Annotated in this window: 22 protein-coding genes; 17 read left to right on the forward strand and 5 right to left on the reverse strand. The window is 61.2% G+C overall.

Annotated features, from left to right (window positions below; translation table 11 throughout):
- The first annotated feature begins 6 nt into the window (after positions 1-6).
- The gene (gene arsB / locus HMPREF1257_RS00585) at positions 7-1,071 is read left to right on the forward strand and encodes an ACR3 family arsenite efflux transporter (protein ID WP_023023548.1); all 1,065 of its coding nucleotides are present in this window, start codon (positions 7-9) and stop codon (positions 1,069-1,071) included.
- Here arsB and HMPREF1257_RS00590 read toward each other — a convergent pair.
- Positions 1,068-1,835: a hypothetical protein gene (locus tag HMPREF1257_RS00590; RefSeq protein WP_034659048.1), complete on the reverse strand. Its 768-nt coding sequence runs from the start codon at positions 1,833-1,835 to the stop codon at positions 1,068-1,070. The genes arsB and HMPREF1257_RS00590 overlap by 4 nt on opposite strands.
- 223 nt (positions 1,836-2,058) lie before the next feature.
- Between HMPREF1257_RS00590 and HMPREF1257_RS00595 the strand changes: the two genes are divergently transcribed.
- From HMPREF1257_RS00595 to HMPREF1257_RS00625, 7 genes are all read left to right on the forward strand, one after another.
- On the forward strand, positions 2,059-5,946 hold the full coding sequence (locus HMPREF1257_RS00595) for a translation initiation factor IF-2 N-terminal domain-containing protein (RefSeq protein WP_023023544.1): 3,888 nt from the start codon (positions 2,059-2,061) through the stop codon (positions 5,944-5,946).
- Positions 5,947-6,170: 224 nt separating this feature from the next.
- Positions 6,171-6,476, forward strand: a complete 306-nt coding sequence (gene rplU, locus HMPREF1257_RS00600; RefSeq protein WP_023023542.1) for a 50S ribosomal protein L21 — start codon at positions 6,171-6,173, stop codon at positions 6,474-6,476.
- Between the two features lie 43 nt (positions 6,477-6,519).
- Positions 6,520-6,798 carry a 50S ribosomal protein L27 gene (gene rpmA, locus HMPREF1257_RS00605; protein ID WP_005277951.1) on the forward strand — a complete coding sequence of 93 codons (279 nt, stop codon included), beginning with the start codon at positions 6,520-6,522 and terminating at the stop codon, positions 6,796-6,798.
- 172 nt (positions 6,799-6,970) lie between these two features.
- On the forward strand, positions 6,971-8,503 hold the full coding sequence (gene obgE, locus HMPREF1257_RS00610; RefSeq protein ID WP_023023539.1) for a GTPase ObgE: 1,533 nt from the start codon (positions 6,971-6,973) through the stop codon (positions 8,501-8,503).
- A gap of 140 nt (positions 8,504-8,643) precedes the next feature.
- Positions 8,644-9,876 carry a glutamate 5-kinase gene (proB, locus tag HMPREF1257_RS00615; RefSeq protein WP_023023537.1) on the forward strand — a complete coding sequence of 411 codons (1,233 nt, stop codon included), beginning with the start codon at positions 8,644-8,646 and terminating at the stop codon, positions 9,874-9,876.
- A gap of 22 nt (positions 9,877-9,898) precedes the next feature.
- Positions 9,899-10,828: a D-isomer specific 2-hydroxyacid dehydrogenase family protein gene (locus HMPREF1257_RS00620; RefSeq protein WP_023023535.1), complete on the forward strand. Its 930-nt coding sequence runs from the start codon at positions 9,899-9,901 to the stop codon at positions 10,826-10,828.
- A gap of 171 nt (positions 10,829-10,999) precedes the next feature.
- A complete protein-coding gene (locus HMPREF1257_RS00625) occupies positions 11,000-11,674 on the forward strand; it encodes a metal-dependent transcriptional regulator (protein WP_034659051.1) in 675 nt (224 codons plus the stop codon).
- Positions 11,675-11,733: 59 nt separating this feature from the next.
- On the opposite strand, the gene HMPREF1257_RS00630 is transcribed toward HMPREF1257_RS00625, so the two are convergent.
- The 4 genes from HMPREF1257_RS00630 to HMPREF1257_RS00645 are packed head-to-tail and all read right to left on the reverse strand — an operon-like array spanning position 11,734 to position 15,114.
- Positions 11,734-12,531, reverse strand: coding sequence for a metal ABC transporter permease (locus HMPREF1257_RS00630; RefSeq protein WP_023023531.1), 798 nt, complete (start codon positions 12,529-12,531; stop codon positions 11,734-11,736).
- Positions 12,519-13,343, reverse strand: coding sequence for a metal ABC transporter permease (locus HMPREF1257_RS00635; protein WP_023023529.1), 825 nt, complete (start codon positions 13,341-13,343; stop codon positions 12,519-12,521). Before HMPREF1257_RS00635 ends, HMPREF1257_RS00630 begins: the two co-directional genes overlap by 13 nt.
- Positions 13,340-14,038 (reverse strand): metal ABC transporter ATP-binding protein, encoded by a 699-nt coding sequence (locus HMPREF1257_RS00640; protein ID WP_023023527.1) that lies wholly within the window; start codon positions 14,036-14,038, stop codon positions 13,340-13,342. The genes HMPREF1257_RS00635 and HMPREF1257_RS00640 overlap by 4 nt, the downstream gene beginning before the upstream one ends.
- On the reverse strand, positions 14,038-15,114 hold the full coding sequence (locus HMPREF1257_RS00645) for a metal ABC transporter substrate-binding protein (RefSeq protein ID WP_023023524.1): 1,077 nt from the start codon (positions 15,112-15,114) through the stop codon (positions 14,038-14,040). The genes HMPREF1257_RS00640 and HMPREF1257_RS00645 overlap by 1 nt, the downstream gene beginning before the upstream one ends.
- A 224-nt stretch (positions 15,115-15,338) precedes the next feature.
- Between HMPREF1257_RS00645 and HMPREF1257_RS00650 the strand changes: the two genes are divergently transcribed.
- From HMPREF1257_RS00650 to holA, 9 genes are all read left to right on the forward strand, one after another.
- Positions 15,339-16,607, forward strand: coding sequence for a glutamate-5-semialdehyde dehydrogenase (locus HMPREF1257_RS00650; protein ID WP_023023522.1), 1,269 nt, complete (start codon positions 15,339-15,341; stop codon positions 16,605-16,607).
- 4 nt (positions 16,608-16,611) lie between these two features.
- Positions 16,612-17,538, forward strand: coding sequence for a cutinase family protein (locus HMPREF1257_RS00655; RefSeq protein WP_023023520.1), 927 nt, complete (start codon positions 16,612-16,614; stop codon positions 17,536-17,538).
- A gap of 18 nt (positions 17,539-17,556) precedes the next feature.
- Entirely contained in the window at positions 17,557-18,174 is a 618-nt protein-coding gene (nadD, locus tag HMPREF1257_RS00660; RefSeq protein WP_023023517.1) for a nicotinate-nucleotide adenylyltransferase, read from the forward strand.
- A gap of 117 nt (positions 18,175-18,291) precedes the next feature.
- Positions 18,292-18,735 (forward strand): ribosome silencing factor, encoded by a 444-nt coding sequence (gene rsfS, locus HMPREF1257_RS00665; RefSeq protein WP_198010486.1) that lies wholly within the window; start codon positions 18,292-18,294, stop codon positions 18,733-18,735.
- 7 nt (positions 18,736-18,742) lie between these two features.
- Positions 18,743-19,441, forward strand: coding sequence for a histidine phosphatase family protein (locus HMPREF1257_RS00670; protein ID WP_023023513.1), 699 nt, complete (start codon positions 18,743-18,745; stop codon positions 19,439-19,441).
- On the forward strand, positions 19,441-20,238 hold the full coding sequence (locus HMPREF1257_RS00675) for a DegV family protein (RefSeq protein WP_023023511.1): 798 nt from the start codon (positions 19,441-19,443) through the stop codon (positions 20,236-20,238). Before HMPREF1257_RS00670 ends, HMPREF1257_RS00675 begins: the two co-directional genes overlap by 1 nt.
- Positions 20,239-20,396: 158 nt before the next feature.
- Entirely contained in the window at positions 20,397-21,074 is a 678-nt protein-coding gene (locus HMPREF1257_RS00680; RefSeq protein ID WP_023023509.1) for a ComEA family DNA-binding protein, read from the forward strand.
- A 20-nt stretch (positions 21,075-21,094) separates the two neighbouring features.
- Positions 21,095-22,498, forward strand: coding sequence for a ComEC/Rec2 family competence protein (locus HMPREF1257_RS00685; protein ID WP_023023507.1), 1,404 nt, complete (start codon positions 21,095-21,097; stop codon positions 22,496-22,498).
- Positions 22,499-22,505: 7 nt separating this feature from the next.
- Positions 22,506-23,474 carry a DNA polymerase III subunit delta gene (holA, locus tag HMPREF1257_RS00690; RefSeq protein ID WP_023023504.1) on the forward strand — a complete coding sequence of 323 codons (969 nt, stop codon included), beginning with the start codon at positions 22,506-22,508 and terminating at the stop codon, positions 23,472-23,474.
- Positions 23,475-23,478: the final 4 nt, after the last annotated feature.

Consider the following 23,478-nt stretch of genomic DNA (forward strand, 5'->3'; position numbering starts at 1 on the left):
ACGGTTATGGCTACATCACAGCAGCCGCGTTTGGCTTTTCTCGATCGCTTTCTTCCCGTGTGGATCATCATAGCTATGATTCTTGGCCTGCTTATAGGCCATTTTCTTCCGGGAATTGGAAGAGCGCTCTCAGCTTTGGAAATTGGAGGTATTTCCCTTCCAATCGCTTTAGGGCTGCTGGTGATGATGTATCCACCGCTTGCTAAAGTGCGCTATGAAAAGACCCGGGAGATTGCCACTGACAGACGGCTGATGACCGTGTCGATCGTCTTGAATTGGCTTGTGGGGCCAGCATTCATGTTCGCACTGGCCTGGCTATTCTTGGCGGATCAACCCGAGTTGCGCACGGGTCTTATTATTGTCGGCCTCGCCCGCTGCATCGCCATGGTCTTGGTGTGGTCAGACCTATCCTGCGGTGACCGAGAAGCCACGGCAGTATTAGTAGCAATCAACTCCGTTTTCCAAGTTGCGATGTTCGGTGTCCTGGGGTGGTTCTACCTGCAGATACTGCCGGGATGGCTGGGCCTTGATACCACCTCTGTCGAATTTTCTTTCTGGTCCATTGTTACTTCGGTGCTCGTATTCTTAGGCATCCCGCTTTTGCTCGGGGTTATCTCCCGAGTATGGGCAGAGAAAACTAAAGGGCGTGAGTGGTTCGAAAACCGTTACCTTCCTGCGGTGTCTCCTTTGGCAATGATCGGTTTGCTGTACACAATCGTCTTACTGTTCTCCCTGCAGGGAGAACAGCTCGTGGAGCAGCCGATAGCGGTGGTTAGGGTAGCGGTACCTCTGATGCTGTACTTTGTCGGGATGTTCTTTCTGGCTTTGGGCGTAGCTAAAGCTGCCGGAATGAATTATGCACAGTCTGCCTCAGTGGCCTTTACCGCAGCGGGAAATAATTTTGAGTTAGCCATCGCGGTGTCCATCGGTACCTTTGGTGCCACCTCTGCTCAAGCGTTAGCCGGTACCATTGGGCCTCTTGTTGAAATTCCGGTTTTGGTTGGCTTGGTATACGTAATGCTCTGGATTGGTCCCAAGTTATTTCCAGGAGACCCGAGTCTGCCGAATTAGCGTCTGCCAAGTTGATACAGGCACCGCACTCCAGTAGGGGTGAGGGTGATGCGCCAGCTTTCTATTTTCGAGCGCAGGCCAATATTTTCTACCTTCACTAGCCCATGCTTTTTTAGTTCCTGGAGCGCATCGGACAGGGGATCTAGCTCCACCTGCATCAGGCGGGACAAAGCCTTAGTGGTGGTCGTATTGCCCTGGACGGCCCCGGCGGTGACGAGGGCGGTGAGGATATCGAGGTGGGCATCGGCAAGCTGCATGGCACTATCTGTGACCCCTTCTAGTGGATCTTCAGCCACGATGCGCTGCATGCGGCGGCGGCCAATGCGAAAGGACTGGGAAAACATGGCCCACAATCCCAGTGGAAATGCGAACGCCGACACCGCGCCGGTTAAGATACCTTCCACGGGTGGGGCCAGGGAAATGTCCGGCAACCAGCCAGCCGCGGATAGCGGGGCCATGGCCAGCGGTAGAGCAAGTGGAATTACTGGCGCCCAATAAGCAATGGTGGGGTAATCGCCTTCGAGGTAGACATCCTGGCTAGCCCCAATGGAGCGGGGATAGTGGCGGATGAGGGGCACTAATCCGATGACCGCAAAGACCGCAAAAACGGCGGCGCCTATCAGCATGTAGCTGGTCTCCGTTTGGGCAAAACCGAGGGCAAAGCCGGCCGGAACGCCGAATAAGCACGCTTCTTTCGGCGTAATCTCATTGCGCTGCCGGTACTGCGATAATGTCCGTGCGGGGCGCGGTGCCAGTTCTGCCATAACTTCAAACGTAGCATAGCCCACAGCCTGCTCGCCCCGCCAGGATTCTGTGACACAATGGAACTCACGCGCAGCGCGCGCATAATTTCATAACCCCACAAGCTTTAACGCAGTGCGTTTATCGCGGCTATTCGTGCGGCAGCGGCACAGCTCCTCTAGGGCTGTGCCTGCGCCCGAGTAGCTGGCGCACCATACAATCGAAGTACAGGAGTAAGCCCAACTAATGGTGGCACAGAACTCTCAAGAAACAACTGAAAACCTACAGGCAGCTGCGGCTTTGGCCCAGCGGATAGATCCGAGCGAGCTGAAAGATAAAACTCGCGTGTATGCGATGGCCAAAAAGCTCGGCCTATCATCACGCCAGCTGGTGGCCCAGCTGAAGGACATGGGCCTGAATAAGACCGCGCAGAGCTCTATTACCCGCGCGGAAGCAGGCGACCTCTTTGCCGCTTTGGCGCGCCACGCAGGGGCTGCGGAGGCGGGGCAGCCGGCAGCCGCGGACGAGAACCCAGAGGATGCAAAGCCTGAGAACAAGGCCAAGACCACCAAGCGTGCTCGCCGCACCCGCAAGGCCACGAAGAAGTCCGCGCCCGCGGCAAAGAAAGAACCGGCGCAGGCCGATGCCGGGGAAGAAGCTGGCACCCCGGCTGACAACACCGCAGCCAATGCGGAAGAGGAAAAGAACCTGCGCTACCGCGTGCGCAAGAACGTGGACAATGAAATCTCCCAGATTGAGGAAAAAGTCGATGCTTCGCTGGTAAAAAACGCATTGCCGGATGTAAAGCAGGCACCGGACCGTCTGCCGGATCCTGAGCCGGCGAAAGCACCCGCGCGCGCTGAAGACGTTACAGACGCTGAAGATGCCGATGCTACCGATGCGGGCGCTGCGGATGCCGGTGAGGGTGACACGACGGGGACCGTGGATCCAGCCAAGTTGCATGAGGTGCTGGCAGAGGCCGGCGAGGATTTCGACGATGATTACTATGCACCGCGCATAGTCCCGCGCGCGGAGACGGACGACGATTCCGCCGCGTATGACTTCGCACCGCTATTTATGCCACCGCAGCAGCAGGAAACCGCCGATCTCGGTGAGGACGCGGCCGCGGACATGGCGGCGATCGCTGAAGCCGCAGATGCGGCGGATCCTGCCAAAGACGCCGAGCCCGCTGAGGCCGACAAGGCCGAGGCAGGCAATAAGGCCACGCGCGGGGGCTCCGACAAGCGACGCCGCGGCCGCCGCGGTACCTCCCGTGGGCGCGGCGGGAACGAGAATTCCAAGAATGATGCGGCGGATAAGGAGCCGGAGCTTATCGATGAGCCCAAGGCCATCCGTGGCTCCACCCGCATCGAGGCGCAGAAGCGCCGTCGCGCAGAATTGCGCGAAAAGGGTCGCGAGCGCCAGCACATCGTGTCCCAGGCGGAATTTTTGGCGCGGCGCGAGGCCGTGGAGCGCACCATGGTGGTGCGCGATAAGCAGCGTGAGGACGGCGCGGGCATCGTCACGCAGGTGGGCGTGCTTGAAGATGACCTCTTGGTCGAGCACTTCGTTACCGCCGAGGCCCAGGCTTCCCTCATTGGCAATATTTATTTAGGCCGCGTGCAAAACGTCTTGCCGTCTATGGAGGCGGCATTCGTGGACATCGGCCAGGGCCGCAACGGCGTGCTCTATGCCGGCGAGATTGATTGGCGCAAGACCAAATTACACGGGCGCGCCCGCAAGGTAGAAAATACCCTGAAATCCGGCGATCAAATCTTGGTGCAGGTGGCAAAGGACCCGATTGGCCACAAGGGTGCGCGCCTGACCACCCGGATTTCCTTGGCCGGGCGCTACCTCGTCTACGTACCAGGCGGCCGCAGTGCTGGAATCTCGCGCAAGCTGCCAGCACCGGAGCGCAAGCGCTTAAAGGACATCTTGGGCCGCGTGGTGCCAGGCGATGGCGGCGCCATCATCCGCACCGCTGCCGAAAACGTTCCCGAAGAGGCCATCGCTACCGATGTGCAGCGCCTGCATAACCGGTGGGAAGATATTTCTGCCCAGGCCAAGAAGGAAAAATCTTCTAAGGGCGCGAAGCCGGTCACGCTCTATGAAGAGCCGAATATGCTCATCAAGGTCGTCCGCGATCTCTTCAACGAAGATTTCCACCGCCTGATCGTGGATGGGAAGCGTTCCTTTAACACGGTCAATGCCTACGTGGAATCCATGGCCCCGGATCTTGCAGACCGCGTGGTGCGCTATAAGCCGAAGGACCACGGCGGCCAGGACGCCTTTGCCGCCTACCGCATTGATGAGCAGCTGCATAAGGCGCTCTCGCGCAAGGTATGGCTGCCATCTGGCGGCACCTTGGTCATTGACCGCACTGAGGCTATGACCGTCATCGATGTCAACACCGGCAAGTTCACCGGCTCCGGCGGCAACCTGGAAGAGACCGTGACCCGCAATAACTTGGAGGCGGCCGAAGAAATCGTGCGCCAGATGCGCCTGCGCGATTTGGGCGGCATGATCGTGGTGGACTTTATTGACATGGTCCTGCCGGAAAACCAGGACCTGGTTTTGCGCCGCCTGAAGGAGGCTTTGGGCCGCGACCGCACGCGCCACCAGGTATCCGAGGTCACTTCCTTGGGCTTGGTACAAATGACGCGCAAGCGTTTGGGCACCGGCCTGGTAGAGACCTTTTCTACCGAATGCGAGCACTGCCATGGCCGCGGCATCATTATTCACGAGTACCCGGTCGATGAAGCCGAAGACAACCACTCCGGCCACCATTCGCACGGTTCCTCTAAGTCGCACAAGAAGCCTGACCACGATCCCCAGCAGCACCCTACTGCCGTGGCCATGCACGAGCACGACGATGAAGACGAACGAGCAGAGAAGAAGGGGCAGAAGCACCACAAGGGGCATAGGGCCGCTCACCAGCCGCAGAAGTACCAGAAGACAAACGCTCCCCTCTATGGCAGCCAGGATGAGCAGTCACCGTCCTTGGAGGAGCTGGTGGCCAACGTTGTCGTAGATGATGAGCCCGCCGAGTCCACACAGAAGGGAGCGCAGAAGCGCGTCGAAGACGCGCGCGGATACCGTGACGAGCGCGGCCGCGGCGAGGGCAAGCAAAACAAGCGCCGCCGGGCACAGAAGAAGTCTGAGGTCTCTGAAATCGAGGCCATTGCCTATGCCGCGGCGGAAAACGCTGCCGAAAGCGATGAGGTGCAGGAATTTAATTCCTATGTGCCCGATGGCCAAGAAACACCGGCGAAGGAGAAGAAGCGCACCCAGCGGGGCAAGAAGCCGCGCCGGGCAACGCGGACCTCGCCCGCGTCCCGTCGCGCGCAGGAGCGGCCGAACCAGCGCCAGCAGGACGCTGAAGCGAAGGCTGAAGACAAGAAGGCGGTAGCTACCGATGCCCCAGAGAAGACCTACGAGGAGGCAGTAGCCGAGTTTGAGGCTTCTCCGCGCCGGAAGCGGCGCACGCGCGGGAATTCGCGTTCCGATAATCGCCCGCGCCCAGAGGATTTCGCTCAGCCACAAAAAGAGGAATCCACGGGTTCTTCCGATAAGGAACGCGGTGGCGATGCGGCACAGCAGGACGCCGAGCAGCAAAAGCCCCGCAGCACGTCACGCGGGCGCGGTCGGCGTCGCAGCGTTCGTACCCAGCCGAACTCCCGCCGGGCAAATGTGCAGGCCTCGCACCGGGTAAAAGCGCAGGATGTAAAGCAAGGTGATAAGCGCGAGGATACGTTGCGGACGGCGGAACAGCGCCACGAGAATATCACTGGCGGGAAGAAGAATTCCTCGGCACAGGGAGGCCGTCGCGGCAAGCGCCGGGTGGTGCGTACCAGCCCGAGGGACAAGGCCACCTCGCACAATGCGGGTTCCCCAACGGCTACACCTGCTCAAGGGGAGATGGGTTCCCGGAAGGCTGGTGCTCCGCAGACCGAAACTAAGGTTATTCGCCGCGGAAAGAAGCGCGCGGTGAAAAAGACTGGGGCGCCGGCAGCGGCCGCGCGGCAGCAACGTGCTGGGGAAAAGGCACCCACTAACGCGCCGGAGACCCCGCAGACTGGTGCCAAGGACGCGGGCCGGCGGCGGCGCCGCGTAGCACGGCGGGCTACTTCCTAGGGCATCGCCACGCGGGTACGAAGTGCGTGGTTTGTATTTTGTACCCGCCGCGGGGTAGTCTTTGACAGTCGCTGTTTAGAACTCTCGGCGCTGGATCAGCCCACAATTGCCGCCCGGTGATTGCGGACATGTTCGCGCGGGGTCTGAACGCAATATGTAAGTGTCCATTCGGATAACGGCCTGGATGCCGTGTCCGAGCGAGTTTAGATAAGGGGTAACCCTCTATGTACGCGATCGTCAAGACCGGCGGCAAGCAGTACAAGGTTGCTGAAGGTGACCTCGTCAAGGTCGAGAAGATCGAGGGTGAGCCAGGCTCTGCCGTGGCTCTCACCCCGGTTCTGCTCGTCGATGGCGCCGCTGTGAAGTCCAAGGCTTCCGACTTGGAGAAGGTTTCCGTCGCTGCGGAAATCGTTGAACAGGGTAAAGGTCCAAAGATTGATATCCTGAAGTACAAGAACAAGACTGGTTACAAGAGGCGTTTGGGTCACCGCCAGCCTCAGACCACCTTGAAGATCACCGGTATCAAGTAAGCCTTAACCGGGCTGCAAATCATCCCCGAAGGAGGGAAACGACATGGCACACAAGAAGGGTGCTTCCAGCTCCAGCAACGGTCGTGATTCCGAGTCCAAGCGCCTCGGCGTCAAGCGCTTCGGTGGTCAGCAGGTTAACGCCGGCGAGATCATCGTGCGTCAGCGCGGCACCAAGTTCCACCCAGGTGAGAACGTTGGTCGCGGCGGCGACGACACCTTGTTCGCACTTGCTGCTGGCTCCGTGAAGTTCGGCATCAAGCGCGGCCGCCGGATGGTAAACATCATCCCGGCTGAAGAGGTTGCTGCAGAAGCTACTGCTTAAGCACGACCGCAGCGGTCAATCCTCGGGCAGCTTTCACTACGGGTGAGGGCAGCTCGAGGATTTTCTCGTTTTACCTCCCACTGTGCTGGCAGGGCATGGGTTGGAGTCCGAGCTTGGCTACGCATTACACTGGCTAAGACAATAGATTTAAATAAGAAGGGTGTGGCACATCATGGCACGATTTATTGACCGCGTCGTCTTGCACTTGCAGGCTGGCGACGGTGGGCATGGCTGTGTGTCTGTCCACCGCGAGAAATTCAAGCCATTGGGCGGACCGGATGGCGGCAATGGCGGCCACGGTGGCGACATCGTTTTGGAAGTTTCAGAGCAGATCCATACTTTGATGGACTTCCACTACCGCCCGCATATTAAGGCCGAACGAGGCGGCAACGGTGCCGGCGATATGCGCAATGGCGCGCGCGGTGAGGACCTGATTCTGGAGGTTCCCGCGGGTACGGTTGTGCGCACGGAAAAGGGTGAGACCCTGGCGGATCTTACTGTGCCGGGCACGCGTTTCGTCGCGGCTGAGGGCGGTTTCGGTGGCTTGGGCAACGCGGCGCTTGCGTCTAAGAACCGGAAGGCACCGGGCTTTGCGCTGCAGGGCGAGCCGGGCCAAGCTCATGATTTGGTGCTCGAGCTGAAATCCATGGCGGATGTGGGGCTTGTGGGCTTTCCTTCGGCGGGTAAGTCCTCGTTGATCTCTGTGCTCTCTGCAGCCAAGCCGAAGATTGGTGACTACCCGTTTACCACCCTGCAGCCCAACTTGGGTGTGGTGGATATGGGCGATAGCTCCTTTACCATTGCCGATGTCCCTGGCCTTATCCCTGGCGCCGCCGATGGCAAGGGCCTAGGCCTAGACTTCCTGCGCCACATCGAGCGCACGGCCGTGCTGGCCCACGTCGTTGATACCGCATCCATCGAGCCTGGCCGCGATCCGGAATCCGATATTGAGGCGCTGGAAAATGAGCTGGCTAAGTACCAGGAGGCGCTAGAAAGCGATACCGGTTTGGGTGACCTGCGCGAGCGCCCGCGCGTCATTATTTTGAATAAGGCCGATGTGCCGGAGGCGGAAGAGCTTGCGGAGTTCGTCAAGGATGACCTGAAGGAAAAGTTTGGCTGGCCGGTGTTCATCATTTCTGCGGCAGCACGCAAGGGCTTGGACCCGCTGAAATTCAAGCTCATGGAAATGGTCACCGAGCATCACAAGGCACAGCCTAAGCCGAAGCGGGATCCTTCCCATACCGTTATTCACCCCAAGGCCCAAGCGCATAAGAAAAACACCGGCAGCTTCGCAGACTTTAGCGTGCGACCGGACCCAGAAGTGCAGGGCGGATTCATTGTGGAAGGCGAAAAGATCGAGCGCTGGATTACCCAGACCGACTTTGAAAACGATGAGGCCGTGGGTTACTTGGCGGACCGCCTGGCCAAGGCCGGCGTGGAAGACGAGCTGCACAAGCAGGGCGCGGTGGAAGGCTGTCCCGTGACCATCGGCGGCATTACATTCGAATGGGAGCCGATGACCGGCGGCGATCCAACTATGGCCAGCCGCGGCGAGGATGCCCGCCTGAAGGGCACCAACCGCGTGTCGGCAGCGGAGCGCAAGCGTGCCTCCCAAGCCCGGCGTGGCTTGGTCGATGAGCTCGACTACGGAGATGAGGAAGAGATCACCCGCGAAGGCGCTAACCGTGACCGGTGGCAGGGTTAGTTGTTAACTTCTGGCGAAGGGAAGTGGGGGCAATTCCACCGGACGATTGCCCCCAGTTCAGACGCATTATGCTGCGCACATGGGGGAAATGTGCCCCAATGAAGGGGGCGGGAGGCATAAGCTTTGTACACTATTGAGTTATGTCTTCTGATCAACAGAAAGAGCCCATTCTTCCGCTCCCCGTAGAGCCGTTTGATGGCCCTACCGCTGATACTCCGTTCCCCGAAGCCCTTGATGAAAACCCGATAGCCTCCGGGTTTGAATCCGAATTGCGCAACTCTATCGCTGAGGCCAAGCGCGTCGTTGTAAAGATTGGTTCCTCGTCGCTGACGGATGAGAATTTCCGCGTGGCGCAGGAAAAGATCGATCACATCGTTGATGCTGTCCACGCACGCATGGGACGCTCCGATGTCATCATCGTTTCCTCCGGTGCGGTTGCTGCCGGTATGGGCCCGCTTGGCCTGCACCAGCGCCCCACCGACCTGGCTACGAAGCAGGCTTCGGCGTCTGTGGGCCAGGTACACCTCGCCTATGAGTGGGGCCGTTCCTTTGCGCGTTATCAGCGCACCATCGGTCAGGTGCTGCTTACGGCCTCCGATGCCGGACACCGCGACCGCGCCCGCAACGCGCAGCGCACCATTGATCGTCTGCGCCAGCTGCGCACCATTCCCATCGTGAACGAAAACGACGCCGTTGCTACCTCTGAGATGCACTTCGGCGATAACGACCGCCTGTCGGCCTTGGTCGCCAACTTGGTGGGCGCAGACGCGCTCTTCCTGTTCTCTGACGTTGATGGCCTCTATGACAAGAATCCGGCCGAGCCGGATGCGAAGTTCATCGACGAGGTGCGCACCGGTAAGGACCTCAAGGGCGTTGTTGCCGGCGATGGCGGCAAGGTCGGCACCGGCGGCATGGCCACGAAGGTCTCGGCCGCCCGCCTGGCCACCCGCGGCGGTATCCCTGTGCTGTTGACCTCTACCGATAATATCGGCCCCGCGCTTTCCGATGCCTCCGTGGGCACCGTCTTCCACACCCGCGAGGAACGCCAGCTTTCGGCCTGGAAGTTCTGGGCACTCTACTGCGCCGATACCGGCGGAGCCGTGCGCCTGGATGAGGGCGCGAAGGAGGCCGTGACCAAGGGCGGTACCTCCTTGCTCGCCGTGGGTATTACCGATGTCCGCGGTGAATTCAACAAGGGCGAGATCATCGATATCTTGGGCCCGAAGGGCGAGGTTATCGGCCGCGGTGAGGTCCGCTTCGATTCCGAGGAATTGAACGCCATCAAGGGCATGCAGATGAGTGAGCTGCCAGAAGATAAGCGCCGCTCCGTCGTGCACGCGGATTACCTGTCCAACTTCGCCTCTCGCATCTAGCTAAGTGCCGTACGCTGGTCCCATGAAGTATTTTATGGGACCAGAAACGTGGCAGCCGATGGTCGATGACTTAAGCGCTGCCGGCCACGAACGCGTAGAAAACCTCGAAGACGCAGAGGTTTATGTCAATAACACACCCAGCCCACGCCGCATCCCAGAGATGCCGGACAATATCGGCTGGGTGCAGCATTGTTTTACCGGTGTAAACCAACTCATTGATGCTGGATTGATTACCCCTGAGGGCTTGCCGTGGTGCAATTCCGCCGGCGCCTTTGCCAAGCCGGTGGCCGAATGCGCCTTGGGCCTACTGCTCTCCCAAGCTCATCAGCACAAGGCCTTTGTGCAGGCCGGCACCTGGTCGGTGGCCAAGGAGCTGGATGAAGCGCAGGAGTGGATCTATGACCAGCAGGGGCCGAAGAAGGTAGCGATTTTGGGTGCTGGTGGCATCGGCAAGCAGCTCATTGCCCTGCTCAAGCCCTTTGGGGTGTACATCACCGCCGTGAATCGCTCTGGGCGCCCCGTGGAGGGCGCCGATGAGGTGGTTGCCATGGCTGATGCCGCACACGTGTGGGGCGAGGCCGATGTTATTTTCTGCATCCTGCCCGCCACGCAGGAAACGGAGGGGCTAATCGATGCCGCAAAGTTCCGCGCCATGAAACCGTCCTCGCTGTTTATCAACGTCGGGCGCGGCAGCACCGTGGTTACCGATGACCTTGTGGATGCCCTGCGCGAGGGTGAAATCGCCGGGGCCGGCCTGGAGGTCGTGGACCCAGAGCCGCTTTCCGATGGCCACCCGTTGCTCTCCCTGCCCAATTGCACCATGACCCCGCACATCGGGGCAACAAAGCATGTGGCGCAGTACCACATGGGCGATATTTTCAATGCCAATGCCGCCGCGTGGGATAAGGGCGAGCCCATGCCCACCCAGGTAGATCCGGAGGCGGGATACTAGAAAGCTTAAGAGCCACGGACAGCGAAGCCTGGGTGCGTCGTGTGTGTACCGAAGAAAGGACGTACCGCCCACTGTCCGTGGCAAGTGAAATTAAAAGTTCAATGTGTTGAACTACTGCTAATTTAACACTTATCCAAGGGCAACACAAGCACGATTATTAAGATGGTGGACATGCACCTAGAAGAACTCCCTACCCGCAGCCAGGACTACCTCAAAGTTCTGTGGGACTTATCGGAGCATTCCGGCGGCGCCCCAGTGGGGCTGAAGGATGTGGCGGGGCGCCTGGATCAAAAGGTGCCTACTGCCTCAGAGGCGATTAAAAAGCTCGCCGCTCAAGGGCTGGTGGAGCATGAGCGCTATCAGGGCGTCTCATTGAGCCCTGCGGGCCGCGAGCTGGCGATGCAGATGGTGCGCCGCCACCGGCTTTTAGAAACCTTCTTGGTAGAGACCCTGGACTATTCCTGGGACGAGGTGCACGAGGACGCTGATCGCCTCGAGCACGCCTGCTCCGATCGCTTTATTGGCCGCATCGATGCGCTGCTGGGATCCCCCGACCGCGATCCGCACGGCGATCCCATTCCCGATATTGGCGGCGGGATCGAGGATCTTGGCACGCTCACGCTCGCCAGCGCCCCGCTCGATGCGCCCGTGACCGTGGAGCGCGTCTGCGATGAGGATCCTGGCCTATTGCGCTACCTCGACCGCTTTGGGGTGGAGCTGGGCAATGAGCTGCGCGTAAGCGATAGCGTGGCCGGCTTATTGACGGTGCAGACCAAAGGCGGCGAGATGTCGCTGGCGGAGGTGGCCGCCCGCGAGATCACAGTCCGCCTGTCCTCGTCTAATTAACGCGCGGCGCAGCAACGCAGTGCTGCGCCGCGCCGTGCGACGCCATGCCGCGCCGCACGTTAGGAAATCGCCTTATAGGCCGTCATGCTGGCGAGGTAAAAGACGCCGGCCACAATGGCGATGGTGCCGCCGGCCGAAAGGCTTAAGTGCGCGGCGATAAAAAGCCCGGCGACCGCGATGGTGATACCAATGATGCCCGCCCCGATAAGCAGCGCCTCTGGGCGCGATACCCACGGGCGCAGGCCCGCGGCCGGGGCCACGAGTAGGGCAATGGACAAGATGGTGCCGACGGCGGGGATGACGGCGGCCATCGTCAAGCAGATAAGGCCGAGCGTCAGGGCATCGTAAAGCCCGCTATGCGGGGACGTGCTGGGGTCGAAATAGGCCTGGAAGAGGCGGCGCCGGCAGGCCAATACCGCCAGCAAACAGATAATGACAAGGCCAGCCGCGACGGCGACATCGCGGTGGTTGACCGTGGTGAGCGAGCCCACCAGGAAGCTATCGACGTGCAGCGGCAGCGGCTGAAACCAGCGCAGTAGCAAAATGCCCAGCGCAAAGCCCAGGGTGAGCGTGGTGCCCGCCGCAGCGGTAGAGGATACGCCATGCACCTTACCCAGGTAATGCATGAAAATCGCCAGCGGAATGCAGACCGCCACGGAGCCGAGCATGAGCCCATCGCTTAAGTTGGCGCCCACCGCATTGGCCACGACGACGCCGATGACCGCGCCGGGAAAGGTGCCGTGGGAGAGGCTTTCGGCAAAAAAGACGCGGTTGCCTAGCACCATGAGCGTGCCCACCAGCCCGGAGAGGCAACCCACCGCGATGGCTTCGAAGAATGGCAATGTTAAGACACCCATATGCGCCTGCCTAAAAGTGCGAGCGGAACGGTCAGGGAAAGCGACAGCGCGACGATGGCCTGCGGGGAAATCTGGTGGGAGGTTACCGAAAGCATGAGCCACAGGCCTACGCATACGGCTAGCACCGCGCCGACCAGCGCCCACAGGAGCATCTGCACCGGGGTACTGGCTAAGACGCGCCCGACCAGGCCTGGTACCACGACGAAACCCAAGACGAGCAACACGCCGATGGCGGAGCTCGCGGCGACGACGATAAGGCCCACCGCTACGTTGGCGATGACATCGACTAGCCCCACGCGGATGCCGGTGGCGTGCGCTGATTCGCGGTCAAAGGCTACGGCGACTTGCGAGCGCCAGGTGGCCAGGATGAGCAGGGCGGCAACCGCACACAAGATGATCGAGGGGATCATGCGGTCAGTGGTGATATCGAGCAGGCGGCCAAACATAAGGGCCTCCAGCTGGCCGGAGCGATCCCCCACGGCGAGGCTGATGACCACGCCGATGCCATACATCAAGGTCAGCACCACCGCGGTGCCGGACTCATGATCGTGGCCATCGCCGCCGGAATTAAGGCGCGCCAAAATAAGCACCGCGATGCCTGCAGCAGCGGCGGCACCGGGCAAGATGCCGGGAAACCCCGCCACGGCCAGGCCAATGACGATGCCCGGGAATACCGAGTGGACCAGCGCCTCGACGCTAAATTCCATGCGGCGCAGGTTGACCACCACGCTGACTATCGCGCCGGTCAAGGCCACGCACAGCAAAAAGAGGGCCGCGCGCTGCATATAAGGAGCAGTAAGCAGAAGCGTCACATGTCCCCCTGTAATACCGACGTGGCCTCCAGGTAGCGCTCGACCGCATCCTCGGTATCAAGGACCTCGCTGTGGCCGTCCACGATGAGCATTCCGGCATCGCAGGCGCGCTGCGCCAAAATGGGATCGTGGGTGGAAATGAGCAGGGCAACCCCGCTCTCCTTGAGCTTGGCGATGATCCCTAAAAGCACCTGCCTGCTATCTTGATCCAGGCCATTGAAGGGCTCGTCCATGAGTACCAGGTCCGGGTGCGCGGCCAGCGCGCGGGCAATAAAAATGCGTTGGCGCTGCCCGCCCGAGAGCTTATCCCAGCGGGTCTTCGCCTTGTCCGCCATGCCGACGAGCTCGAGCGCCTGGGTAATCTGCGGGCGCAGGCGGCGCATGCTGCCCATGCGCTCCCACCACGAGGCCTTATTGAGCAGGCCCATTTCCACGACCCGGCCGGCGGTGACGGGGAAAGTGGGATCGCAGGTGTGGTGCTGGGGGACATAGCCCAGCGTGGCCGTGCGCTGATGCTCGCCGCGCAGCGTGGCAAGGCCGGCGATGGCCTTTAAGAGCGTGGACTTACCGGCACCATTAGCCCCCAGCAGCGCGATGGCCTCACCTTCGTGGATGGTTAAGGAGACATTGTCCACGATGGTGGTGGTGCCATAGCCACAGGAGGCATGGGAAAGCTTTAGAAGCGGTGCACTCATTATGCGTTATCCAGGCTGTCTGGCAGATCGGCCGCTTCACCGTCCCAGGCTTTTACCAGGGTAGTGACGTTGTGGATGATGGAGCCGATGTAGGTGGCGCCGTCGCTATTCGGCACGCCCAAGGAATCGCCGTACAAGGCGTCTTCATCCGTAATGGCCTTGACACCTGCGGCGCGGGCGATGGCTTCGATGGACTTAGAGTTATTGGAGTTTTCCGCGAAGATGGCCTTGGCACCGGAATCGCGGACCTCCTTGGCGGCATCCTCGATGTGCGAGGAAGTAGCATCCTGTTGGTTATTGAAGTCCGTGAGCGCGGAGCCGATGAACTTCACGTCATAGTCGTTGGAGAAGTAGCCGAAGGCATCGTGCGATGAAAAGAGCACGCGGTCCTGCTCGGGGACGGTCTCCAGGGACTCGGTGACCCATTTATCCAGCTCGTCGAGCTGCTTGGTGTATTTTTCACCGACTTCCTTCACGGATGGTTCCTTATCGGCCAAGGCATCCACGATGTTTTCTACCTGGATCTTGGCGTTCTTGGGGGAGGTCCACACGTGCGGGTCGTGGGTGAATTCTGGTTCCTCGCCGTCCTCGCCGGGGAAGGGCCACGGGCGAAGGTCTACCTTGTGGTTGGAATCGTCATCGCCTGCAGTGACGATGGTCTCGCCGTCGAAGCCGGAGGACTCCACGGCGTTATCGAGGAAGTGCTCGAGGTCAACGCCGTTTTTAAAGAGGAAGTCCGCATCCGCCATGGCACTCATCTGCTGCGGGGTCATCTCATGCTCGTGCGCGCTGGCATTCGGTGCCAGCAGGCAGGTGAGATCGAGGGTGGTATCACCCCCTCCCTCGGTGGTCTCCTTGCCGCTGGAATCCACCTTGTGAAGCGTCATGCCACCCTGGGCAATCTGGGTGAGGTAATCGCAAATCTGCGTGGTGGTGGCGACGGCCTTGATGGTCTGATCGTCGCCCGAACCGGAGCCCGCGTTGGCACCGTTGCCGCCGTCATTCGTGCTGCAGGCGGCGAGGGCGAGCCCGCTCAGGGTCAACATCAGGCCCAGCTTGGCCACGTTCTTTTTCATGAGTGCTCCTTTTTCAGGCTGAAACTTATCAAACAAAGAATAAACATACCCAATTAAAAGTTTCAAGGTATTGAACAATAAGATTTGGTATTGTGAGGTTCACTGCACTTTCGGTCTAGGGTAGGGAAGTGGTTTTCTCTGCGCGGCCTGCCCAATTGAGGCAAAGCGTGAGATAAAAGGCGGGCAGCTGAAAAACTCGGGCAGGTACGTTACTGTGGTATGACATGAGCAACACTGAACGCGAAGAAGTTCTGTCCAAAGCCCGTGCTGCTAAGGACGTTGCGCCCGTAGTGGCGCAGCTGTCCACGCCGCGCAAGAATGAAATCTTGCAGCGCGCAGCCGAAAATCTTATTGCCCACACCGATGACATCCTTGCTGCCAACCAGCAGGACATTGAGGCAGGCCGCGAACGCGGCATGTCCGATTCCCTGATTGACCGCCTGACCTTGGACGCTGCCCGCGTCGAGGGCATTGCCGATGGCCTGCGCCAAGTCGCTGGCCTGCAAGACCCGGTAGGCGAGATCCTGCAGGGCCGCACCATGGATAACGGCATCCAGATGAAGCAGGTGCGCGTCCCGCTCGGTGTGATGGGCATGGTCTACGAGGCCCGCCCGAATGTCACCGTGGATGCCTTCGGCCTCGCTTTGAAATCCGGCAACGTGCCGCTGCTGCGCGGTTCCAAGTCCGCGCGCAACTCCAATACCAAGCTGGTGGAGCTCCTGCAGGACACCCTTGCAGAGTTTGATCTGCCGCGCGAGGTAGTCCAGCTCCTGCCCTGTGAGACCCACGATTCCGTCCAGGACTTGATTACCGCCCGCGGCTTGGTGGACCTAGTCATTCCCCGTGGCGGTGCCAAGCTCATCGAGGCTGTAGTTACCGGCGCTACCGTTCCGGCCATCGAGACCGGTACCGGCAACTGCCACTTCTACATCGATGCTTCGGCCGATATGGACAAGGCCATCGACATGGTCATCAACGGCAAGACCCGCCGCACCTCTGTCTGCAACTCCACCGAGTGCGTGCTTATTGATGCCGCGCTTGATGATGTCACCAAGCTGCGTATCGTCCGCGCCCTCCAGGACGCAGACGTCACCGTCCACGGTGATGTAGACGAGCTCGAGGGCTTCGGCGCCACGGACGTTGTTCAGGCTACCGAGGAGGACTGGCGCGAAGAGTCGCTGTCCATGGATATCTGTGCGAAGGTGGTCGACGGCGTTGACGCTGCCATCGCCCACATCGCGGAATTTACCACCGGCCATACCGAGGGCATCGCCGCCCAGGATGCGGACGTCTTGGTCAAGTTCGGCAACGAGGTTGATGCCGCAGCCGTCATGCTGAATGCCTCCACTGCCTTCACCGATGGCGAGGTCTACGGCATGGGTGCAGAAATCGGTATTTCCACCCAGAAGCTGCACGCTCGTGGCCCAATGGCCCTGCCGGAGCTGACCTCCTCCAAGTGGGTCCTCCAAGGCACCGGTCACGTACGCCCATAAGAACGTGCGCCTTTTTCCTCTCTCTCGCGCCGCCGCTGGCTTTGTAGCTATCTCCGCCACGGCGGCGCTTGGCATGTCTGTGCTCACACCTGTCGCGGCAGCGGGGGAGACTCATCCGCCGGCCGAGACCTGCCCCGACTATGTATTCCTTGCCGCGCGCGGCTCGGACCAAAATGAGGAACACGGGGAGTACTTCGGCCCGCAGCGCTATTCGGACCAGGGCGCGGAATCCAATGGCTATGAAGGTCCCAACCTCGCAGCGCTCTTCCACCTGGTAGAACAACGCCACCCCGGAACCATGGATAATGCCTACGTGCTGGCGTTGGATGCGGATGCATATCCGGCCTCTATGAACCTTCCACCGTTGGCCCAAGAGGGCGAAAACCTGGGCCCGCTGCAGCTGATGCGCCGCTTGGGCGGGGTGCTGCTGGAACACCCCTTGCACGAGCTGGTCTATCAGGTCACCGTCGGCTTTGTGCAGAGCCTGCGCAGTGGCATGAACAACGCGCCGCGCGTGGTGGAGAAGTACGAAGAGGAAACGGGTTGCAGCCCGCGCTATATCACCGCTGGGTATTCGCAAGGAGCCATTATCGCCACCAGCGCGGAGCGCTACCTCGCGTCCCAGGACAAGCTTGCCGGGGCGATCTACCTGGGCAATCCCTTGCGGCGTCCCGACGGCATGGCCGGGCCGATTCCGCGATATCTCATTCCTCACAGCGCCGCACTGCAGGCCGATCGCCGGATCGATTACTGCCTTGCCGGCGACTTCGTCTGCGACCTCAACCTGCGCAATGCCAAAGACGCCCTGGCCACCAAGGCCGCCCACCACGCCTCATATTTCCGCGATAGCGAAGGCGATGCGGCAGTGGAACAGGACAATGCCCGCGTGGCCGATACCGTGGCTGGCTGGCTTAACTCCCCAGCAGGGTAGCGGCTATACTCTCCAGCCATGACTAATTCCCAGCGCATTGGGATCATGGGCGGCACCTTTGATCCAATCCACAATGGCCACTTGGTCGCCGCCAGCGAGGCGGCGCACCGCTTTGCCCTCGATACCGTAGTCTTTGTGCCCACCGGCAAACCGTGGCAGAAGGCCTCCCGCGAGGTCACCGCCGCGGAGCACCGGTATTTGATGACGATGGTGGCAACTGCCTCCAACCCGCGCTTTACCGTCTCCCGCGTGGACATCGACCGCAAGGGCCCTACCTATACCATCGATACCCTGCGGGATCTGCGCGAGCTTTTTCCGGACGCCGAGTTTTACTTCATCACCGGTGCGGATTCCCTGCAATCCATTATGAGCTGGCATAACTGGGAAGAGATGCTGGAAATGGCGCACTTCGTGGGCGTCACGCGCCCGGGCTACGAGCTGAGTACGGACATGCTGCCCGCCGGTTCGCGGGAGGATATCAACCTTATCGATATCCCGGCCATGGCCATTTCTTCCACGGATTGCCGCGAGCGGGCCGCCCAAAACCGCCCGGTGTGGTACCTGGTTCCGGATGGGGTGGTGCAATACATCACCAAAAATAACCTCTACTCGGCGCAGCCGGATAAACCTTTATAGTTCAAGTTTGGGCACAATCGCGCCGAACGTGCAAGAATAGACAGCTAAAAGACACTTCCTCACCAGACGCGAAAAGGGAATTTTTATACATTGTCTATTTCTGATCTCGCCCGCCGCATGGCGGCAACCGCGGCGCATGCCGCACAGGACAAGCTAGCAAGCAATATCGCTGCAATCGATGTCTCCGATGTCCTCGCCATCACCGAGGTTTTTGTGCTGGCTTCTGCCGATAATGAGCGCCAGGTCGGCTCCATCGTGGATGAGGTGGAGGACCAGATGACGGCTCAGGGCTTCGAGCCGCAGCGCCGCGAGGGCAACCGCGAAAACCGCTGGGTGCTGTTGGATTATGGCAATATCGTCATCCACGTGCAGCGCACGGACCAGCGGGAGCACTATGGGCTCGACCGCCTCTACCACGATTGCCCTTTGGTGGACATTGAGGGCATTGAGCCACCCGAGCGCCCCGGCGATTGGACCAACGGCATCAATCCGCGCACCGTGGATTCCATTGATGAGCTGCCATTGGCGCAAAAGGCCCCTGGCGAGGACGAGGAGCTTTAACCCCACCATGAGCCGCCGCCTGATTCTGATCCGCCACGGACAAACCACCTACAATGCCTCCGGCCGCATGCAGGGCCACTTGGACACTGAGCTTTCCGATGTCGGCTATGAGCAGGCCCGCGCCGCCGCCCGCCTGCTCCGGGATCAGGGCGTGGTAAAAATCGTCGCCTCCGATTTGCAGCGCGCGCGAGAAACCGCGCGGGTGGTGGCAGAATCGCTCGGCCTGGACTTTTCTACGGATCCTCGCCTGCGCGAAACCAATCTGGGGCAGTGGCAGGGTAAAAGCTCTGCCGAAGTGGATGCTGAATTTCCCGGTGCCCGCGCCATCTGGCGCCACGATCCCACCTGGGCCCCGCCAGAAGGCGAGTCCCGCGTAGATGTGGCGCGGCGCGCACGCCCAGTCGTCGACGAGCTCATGCAGGAATTTTCCGGCTGGGATGATGGAGCCGTGCTCATCGTCGCCCACGGGGGCGCAATTTCCGCGCTCACCTGCCACCTGTTGGGCTTGGACCACGGCCAGTACGGCATTTTGTCCGGGCTGAAAAATACCCACTGGTCGCAGCTGACCGCCCGCCCGGATTTCAATCCGGAAACCCCCGTAAACTCGCTTGAATTTACACCGGAGACGGTGGCGAGCGCGCAGTGGTACTTTGACGGCTGGAATATGGGTGGCGAGGTCACCGGTGATGGAGGGGCAGATACCTAGTGACCGTTCGCGTCATTACTGACTCCGCGGCCAGCCTGCCCCCAGAGATTGCTGCAGAACTCGATATCACCGTTATTGACCTGCACGTGATGGATACCGAGGATAAGGGCGGAAAACTGCGCACCACCTCGGGCCTTTCCTCCCTCGAATTGGCCGCGGCCTACGGCCGGGAGATGGAAAAGGCACAGGATGATGGCGTCATCGCCATTCACCTGTCCAAGGAGCTTTCGTCCACGTGGTCGGCGGCGGTGGCCGCGGCTGGGGTTTTCCCCGATACGGTGCGGGTTATCGATTCCGGTTCGGCCGGCATGGTCATGGGTGCTGCGGCAATGGCGGCGGCCACCAAGGCGGCACAAGGCGAAGCGCTGGAAGAATGCCACGCGGCGGCGTTAGACAGCATCGAGCGCGCGGCTACCTGGGTGTACCTGCATTCCACGGAGGATATGCGCCGCTCGGGCCGCATGTCTGCCGCCACCGCCATGTTGTCCACCGCGCTTTTAGCCACCAAGCCGATTATGTCCATCGTGGACGGCAAACTGGAATTGGTGGGAAAAACCCGCACGCAGACAAAGGCTTTTACCAAGGTAGTAGAGATCATCGCCGCCCGCGCCGTCGGGGATCCAGCCTTCATCGCCATTCAACACAATCAGGCTAGCGAGGCGGCGGACGAGCTGCAGGGCCTCTTGCGCGATGCCCTGCCAGAAGGCACGTCCTTTATCACTACGCCCTTAACCGAGGTGCTCGCCGTGCACGCTGGACCCTCCGCCATTGGGGTATCTGCGGTATTTAGCTCCTAGGCCCTCGCACGCACGGGCGAAGCCCGACGGCCTGTGCACCCCCGATTGTGGATAACCACCCCGCCAGGACCCGTTTGGTTGCTTCCTACAACGACTTATCCACAGCGCCTCCGCCCACGTTCTCGCACCGCACGCGGCGGCTTCCTAGCCTGTGGGCTATGGCGGCACCCAAAATCAGCGAACGACTCCGCGAATTTACCCAACCCACCGGCGAGGAAGAACTCCTCCATGTCGATTACCCGCGCCCGCGCGTGCGCATCAGCCGCTGGCAGGCCTGCGCTGTAGCCATCATTGTGGTGGTGGGCGTCATTATCTGGCTGGGCCTTAGTACCCGCAATTCGGATGAGTCCGGCATGCCCGAACCCGCGGCGATGGGCAGTACCACCGCCGAGCCTAGCGCGGAGGCGAGCGAGATCGTCGTATCCGTCGTCGGCGAAGTTGCAGCGCCCGGCCTGAAGACCCTCGAGCCTGGTGCCCGCGTCGCCGATGCCCTCGCGGCCGCCACGCCCTTGCCGGAGGCGGAGACCATGACGCTCAACCAAGCGCAGCGGCTTGCCGATGGCCAGCAGCTCCACGTCCTGCCCCAAGGTGCTCCGCCCGACCCCGCGCTTACCGATGCCCCCGCCGCAGTACCCGCCGGCGGCGATAAAGTCAGCCTCAATTCCGCGACCGCCGCCGATCTCATGGATCTCAACGGGGTAGGGGAGGTCACCGCGGAAGCCATCGTCTCCTTCCGCGAAGAGCGCGGGGGTTTTAAGGACGTCGAGGAACTCCTCGAGGTCAGCGGGATTGGTCCCGCCAAGTTTGCCAAGCTCAAAGATGACGTGCAGCTGTAGGCAGAAGAGGCCACGCCGCGATGAAAGAACTCCGCCTGCTGCCCGGCGCCTTGACCGCATGGGTGGCGGTCATCGCGGTGCTGGTTTTCGGGCAGGGGTGGGCCGTGGCGTGCATCGGCAGTGTCGTAGGAATATGCCTGCTCGCCCGGCACTGGGGCCAAGCCATCTTTTGCGGCGTGATTGCCAGCGCCGCCGCCTTCGTAGCAGGCGTGCGACAGGCGCGTGCGGCCGCCTTTGACTTCGGCCGCGAGATTACCGGCCGCGTGGTCACCGCGCCGACCCAAACGAGCACCGGCGGCTGGCTCATCCGGCTCGATGTCCCAGGCTACCCCGCGCAGCTTCCGGTCTTTAGCCCCGAACCACTGAGCGCACCCGCCGGAACGCAGGTCACGGCAGCGATTCAGCTTTCCGAGTCCGACCAACCCGGAGTCGGGACCGTTATAGCCAACGCCTCCCACTTGAGCATCGCCGCGCCACCTTCGGGCGTGGCCGGCTGGGCCGCACGGGTGGCCGATAACTTCCGAGCGGTCGTACTAGAGGCGGTAGGCCCGAGCAGCCAGGGGCTCATCCCAGGCATGGTGCTTGGTGATACCTCCCTGCAAAGCCCAGCCGAGCGCGAACTCTACATCGATACCGGGCTATCGCACCTCAGCGCTGTATCCGGTGCCAATGTGGCCATCGTCTGTTCCTTCGCCGCCATCGTTTGCGCCGCGTGCGCCGCCGGACCGCGCACCAAGGTGGCGGTGTCCTTGGCCGCGCTAGCCACATATGTCGTCTTGGTGGGACTTGAACCGTCGGTGCAGCGCGCGGCCGTCGCCGGGGTAGTGGGCCTGCTCGCGGTGCTGCACTCTTCCACCATGGAACCCATTCACGCGCTCAGCCTCGGCATCCTCACCCTCCTTTTCGTGGATTCGGACCTCGCGGTGCACTTTGGCTTCGCGCTATCGTGCGCGGCGACCTTCGGCATCGTCATGCTAAGCCCGCTTATTTATTCGCAGCTCGCGGTCACCGGCTGGCCCGCCATCTTCCTGCGCGCTATCGCGGTGGCGATTGCCGCCGATATCCTCACTCTGCCGCTTATCGCCCTCATGTCCGGCGAGGTATCCGTCGTCTCGGTCCTCGCCAATGTCCTAGTAGCGCCCGCCACCGCACCCATTACCGTGGTAGGGCTGCTCGCGGCCATCGCCGCGCAGCTAGGCCCCCTGAGCATCATCGCCGCGGGATTATTGAAGCTCATCGAACCCGCAGCGTGGTGGATCAATACCATCGCCCACGGCGTGGCCAGCCTGCCCGTGGTCACCATCACCGCCCACCCGCTATTTACGCTCCTCGCGTACGGATGGGTCATCGCCGGGCTGCTCTATCACAGGCCGTGGCTGACCTTGGCGGGGGTTATCGCTTGTCTAGGTGCGTTTGCCGCCTAACGCTAAAATGGTGGGCATGCCTCCCGTACACCTCATTCTCGGCGATGATGAATTCCTCACCGAACGCGCCCGCCACACCATCCACAAGGCAGCGGCCGAAGGCGAGGCCAATCGCCCCGAATTGATGACGCTCAAGGCCTCCGAGGTTTCCGAGGGCGAAATCCTGGAGGCCACCAGCCCGTCGCTGTTTGGCGATAACCGCGTCATCGTCATCACGGACTGCGAACGCGCCGGGAAAGAGGTAGTCGATATCATCCTGCGCGCCTGCGTTAATCCCGCGCCGGGCATGACCATGGTGGTGGTTTATTCCGTGGCCGCGAAGACACTGAAGAAAAAGAAGAAGGCGCCCGAGCTGGTGGCGAAGCTGCGCAAGATTGCGGAGGTGCACGAAGTCTTTTCGCTCTACCCCAATGAGCTGGGCCAGTGGGCCACCCGCGAGTTCGCCTCCCACGGCGTTCGCCCCACCCCGGATGTCGTGCACGCGGTACTCGACGGCGTCGGCTCCGACCTCCGCGAGCTTGCCTCCGCCATCTCCCAGCTCGTGGCCGATACTGGTGGAAACGTGACGCAGGAAGCGGTGCGTAATTATTACGTCGGCGTGGCCGAGGTAGCCAATTGGGACATTGCCGATGCCGCCGTCGCCGGCCGCGTTGAGGCCGCCGTCTCTACCTGCCGGCGCGCCCTCCAACTCGGCGCCAGCCCCGTGGCCATCGCCGCGGCCTTGGCCAATAAGGTGGGTGCCATCGCGCGCCTGTATTCCGCCCGCGGGGACCAGTACACACTTGCCAGCCAAACCGGGCTTGCCCCGTACGTTGTAAAAATGACCCAACCGGTAGCCAGGCGCTGGACTGCCGATGACATCACCGCCGCCGTCATCCTCGTCTCTGAACTGGATGCCGCCGTTAAAGGCCAAGGTGGCGAGCCCGAATTCGCCGTTGAGGCGGCCGTAAAACGAATCGCGGAATTGGCACGTTAAGCTA

The organism is Corynebacterium sp. KPL1814 (assembly GCF_000478175.1).
In the GTDB taxonomy this organism is placed as follows: Bacteria; Actinomycetota; Actinomycetes; order Mycobacteriales; family Mycobacteriaceae; genus Corynebacterium.

Excerpts from the sequence above, each read along its gene's own strand:
- HMPREF1257_RS00625 (WP_034659051.1), top strand. The coding sequence starts at position 11,000 with ATGCACCTAGAAGAACTCCCTACCCGCAGCCAGGACTACCTCAAAGTT.
- rplU (WP_023023542.1), top strand. The coding sequence starts at position 6,171 with ATGTACGCGATCGTCAAGACCGGCGGCAAGCAGTACAAGGTTGCTGAA.
- HMPREF1257_RS00670 (WP_023023513.1), top strand. The coding sequence starts at position 18,743 with ATGAGCCGCCGCCTGATTCTGATCCGCCACGGACAAACCACCTACAAT.
- nadD (WP_023023517.1), top strand. The coding sequence starts at position 17,557 with ATGACTAATTCCCAGCGCATTGGGATCATGGGCGGCACCTTTGATCCA.
- rpmA (WP_005277951.1), top strand. The coding sequence starts at position 6,520 with ATGGCACACAAGAAGGGTGCTTCCAGCTCCAGCAACGGTCGTGATTCC.
- HMPREF1257_RS00685 (WP_023023507.1), top strand. The coding sequence starts at position 21,095 with ATGAAAGAACTCCGCCTGCTGCCCGGCGCCTTGACCGCATGGGTGGCG.
- HMPREF1257_RS00595 (WP_023023544.1), top strand. The coding sequence starts at position 2,059 with ATGGTGGCACAGAACTCTCAAGAAACAACTGAAAACCTACAGGCAGCT.
- HMPREF1257_RS00645 (WP_023023524.1), bottom strand. The coding sequence starts at position 15,114 with ATGAAAAAGAACGTGGCCAAGCTGGGCCTGATGTTGACCCTGAGCGGG.
- HMPREF1257_RS00630 (WP_023023531.1), bottom strand. The coding sequence starts at position 12,531 with ATGGGTGTCTTAACATTGCCATTCTTCGAAGCCATCGCGGTGGGTTGC.
- rsfS (WP_198010486.1), top strand. The coding sequence starts at position 18,292 with ATGGCGGCAACCGCGGCGCATGCCGCACAGGACAAGCTAGCAAGCAAT.
- HMPREF1257_RS00590 (WP_034659048.1), bottom strand. The coding sequence starts at position 1,835 with ATGGCAGAACTGGCACCGCGCCCCGCACGGACATTATCGCAGTACCGG.
- HMPREF1257_RS00650 (WP_023023522.1), top strand. The coding sequence starts at position 15,339 with ATGAGCAACACTGAACGCGAAGAAGTTCTGTCCAAAGCCCGTGCTGCT.
- proB (WP_023023537.1), top strand. The coding sequence starts at position 8,644 with ATGTCTTCTGATCAACAGAAAGAGCCCATTCTTCCGCTCCCCGTAGAG.
- obgE (WP_023023539.1), top strand. The coding sequence starts at position 6,971 with ATGGCACGATTTATTGACCGCGTCGTCTTGCACTTGCAGGCTGGCGAC.
- HMPREF1257_RS00680 (WP_023023509.1), top strand. The coding sequence starts at position 20,397 with ATGGCGGCACCCAAAATCAGCGAACGACTCCGCGAATTTACCCAACCC.
- HMPREF1257_RS00640 (WP_023023527.1), bottom strand. The coding sequence starts at position 14,038 with ATGAGTGCACCGCTTCTAAAGCTTTCCCATGCCTCCTGTGGCTATGGC.
- HMPREF1257_RS00620 (WP_023023535.1), top strand. The coding sequence starts at position 9,899 with ATGAAGTATTTTATGGGACCAGAAACGTGGCAGCCGATGGTCGATGAC.
- holA (WP_023023504.1), top strand. The coding sequence starts at position 22,506 with ATGGTGGGCATGCCTCCCGTACACCTCATTCTCGGCGATGATGAATTC.
- arsB (WP_023023548.1), top strand. The coding sequence starts at position 7 with ATGGCTACATCACAGCAGCCGCGTTTGGCTTTTCTCGATCGCTTTCTT.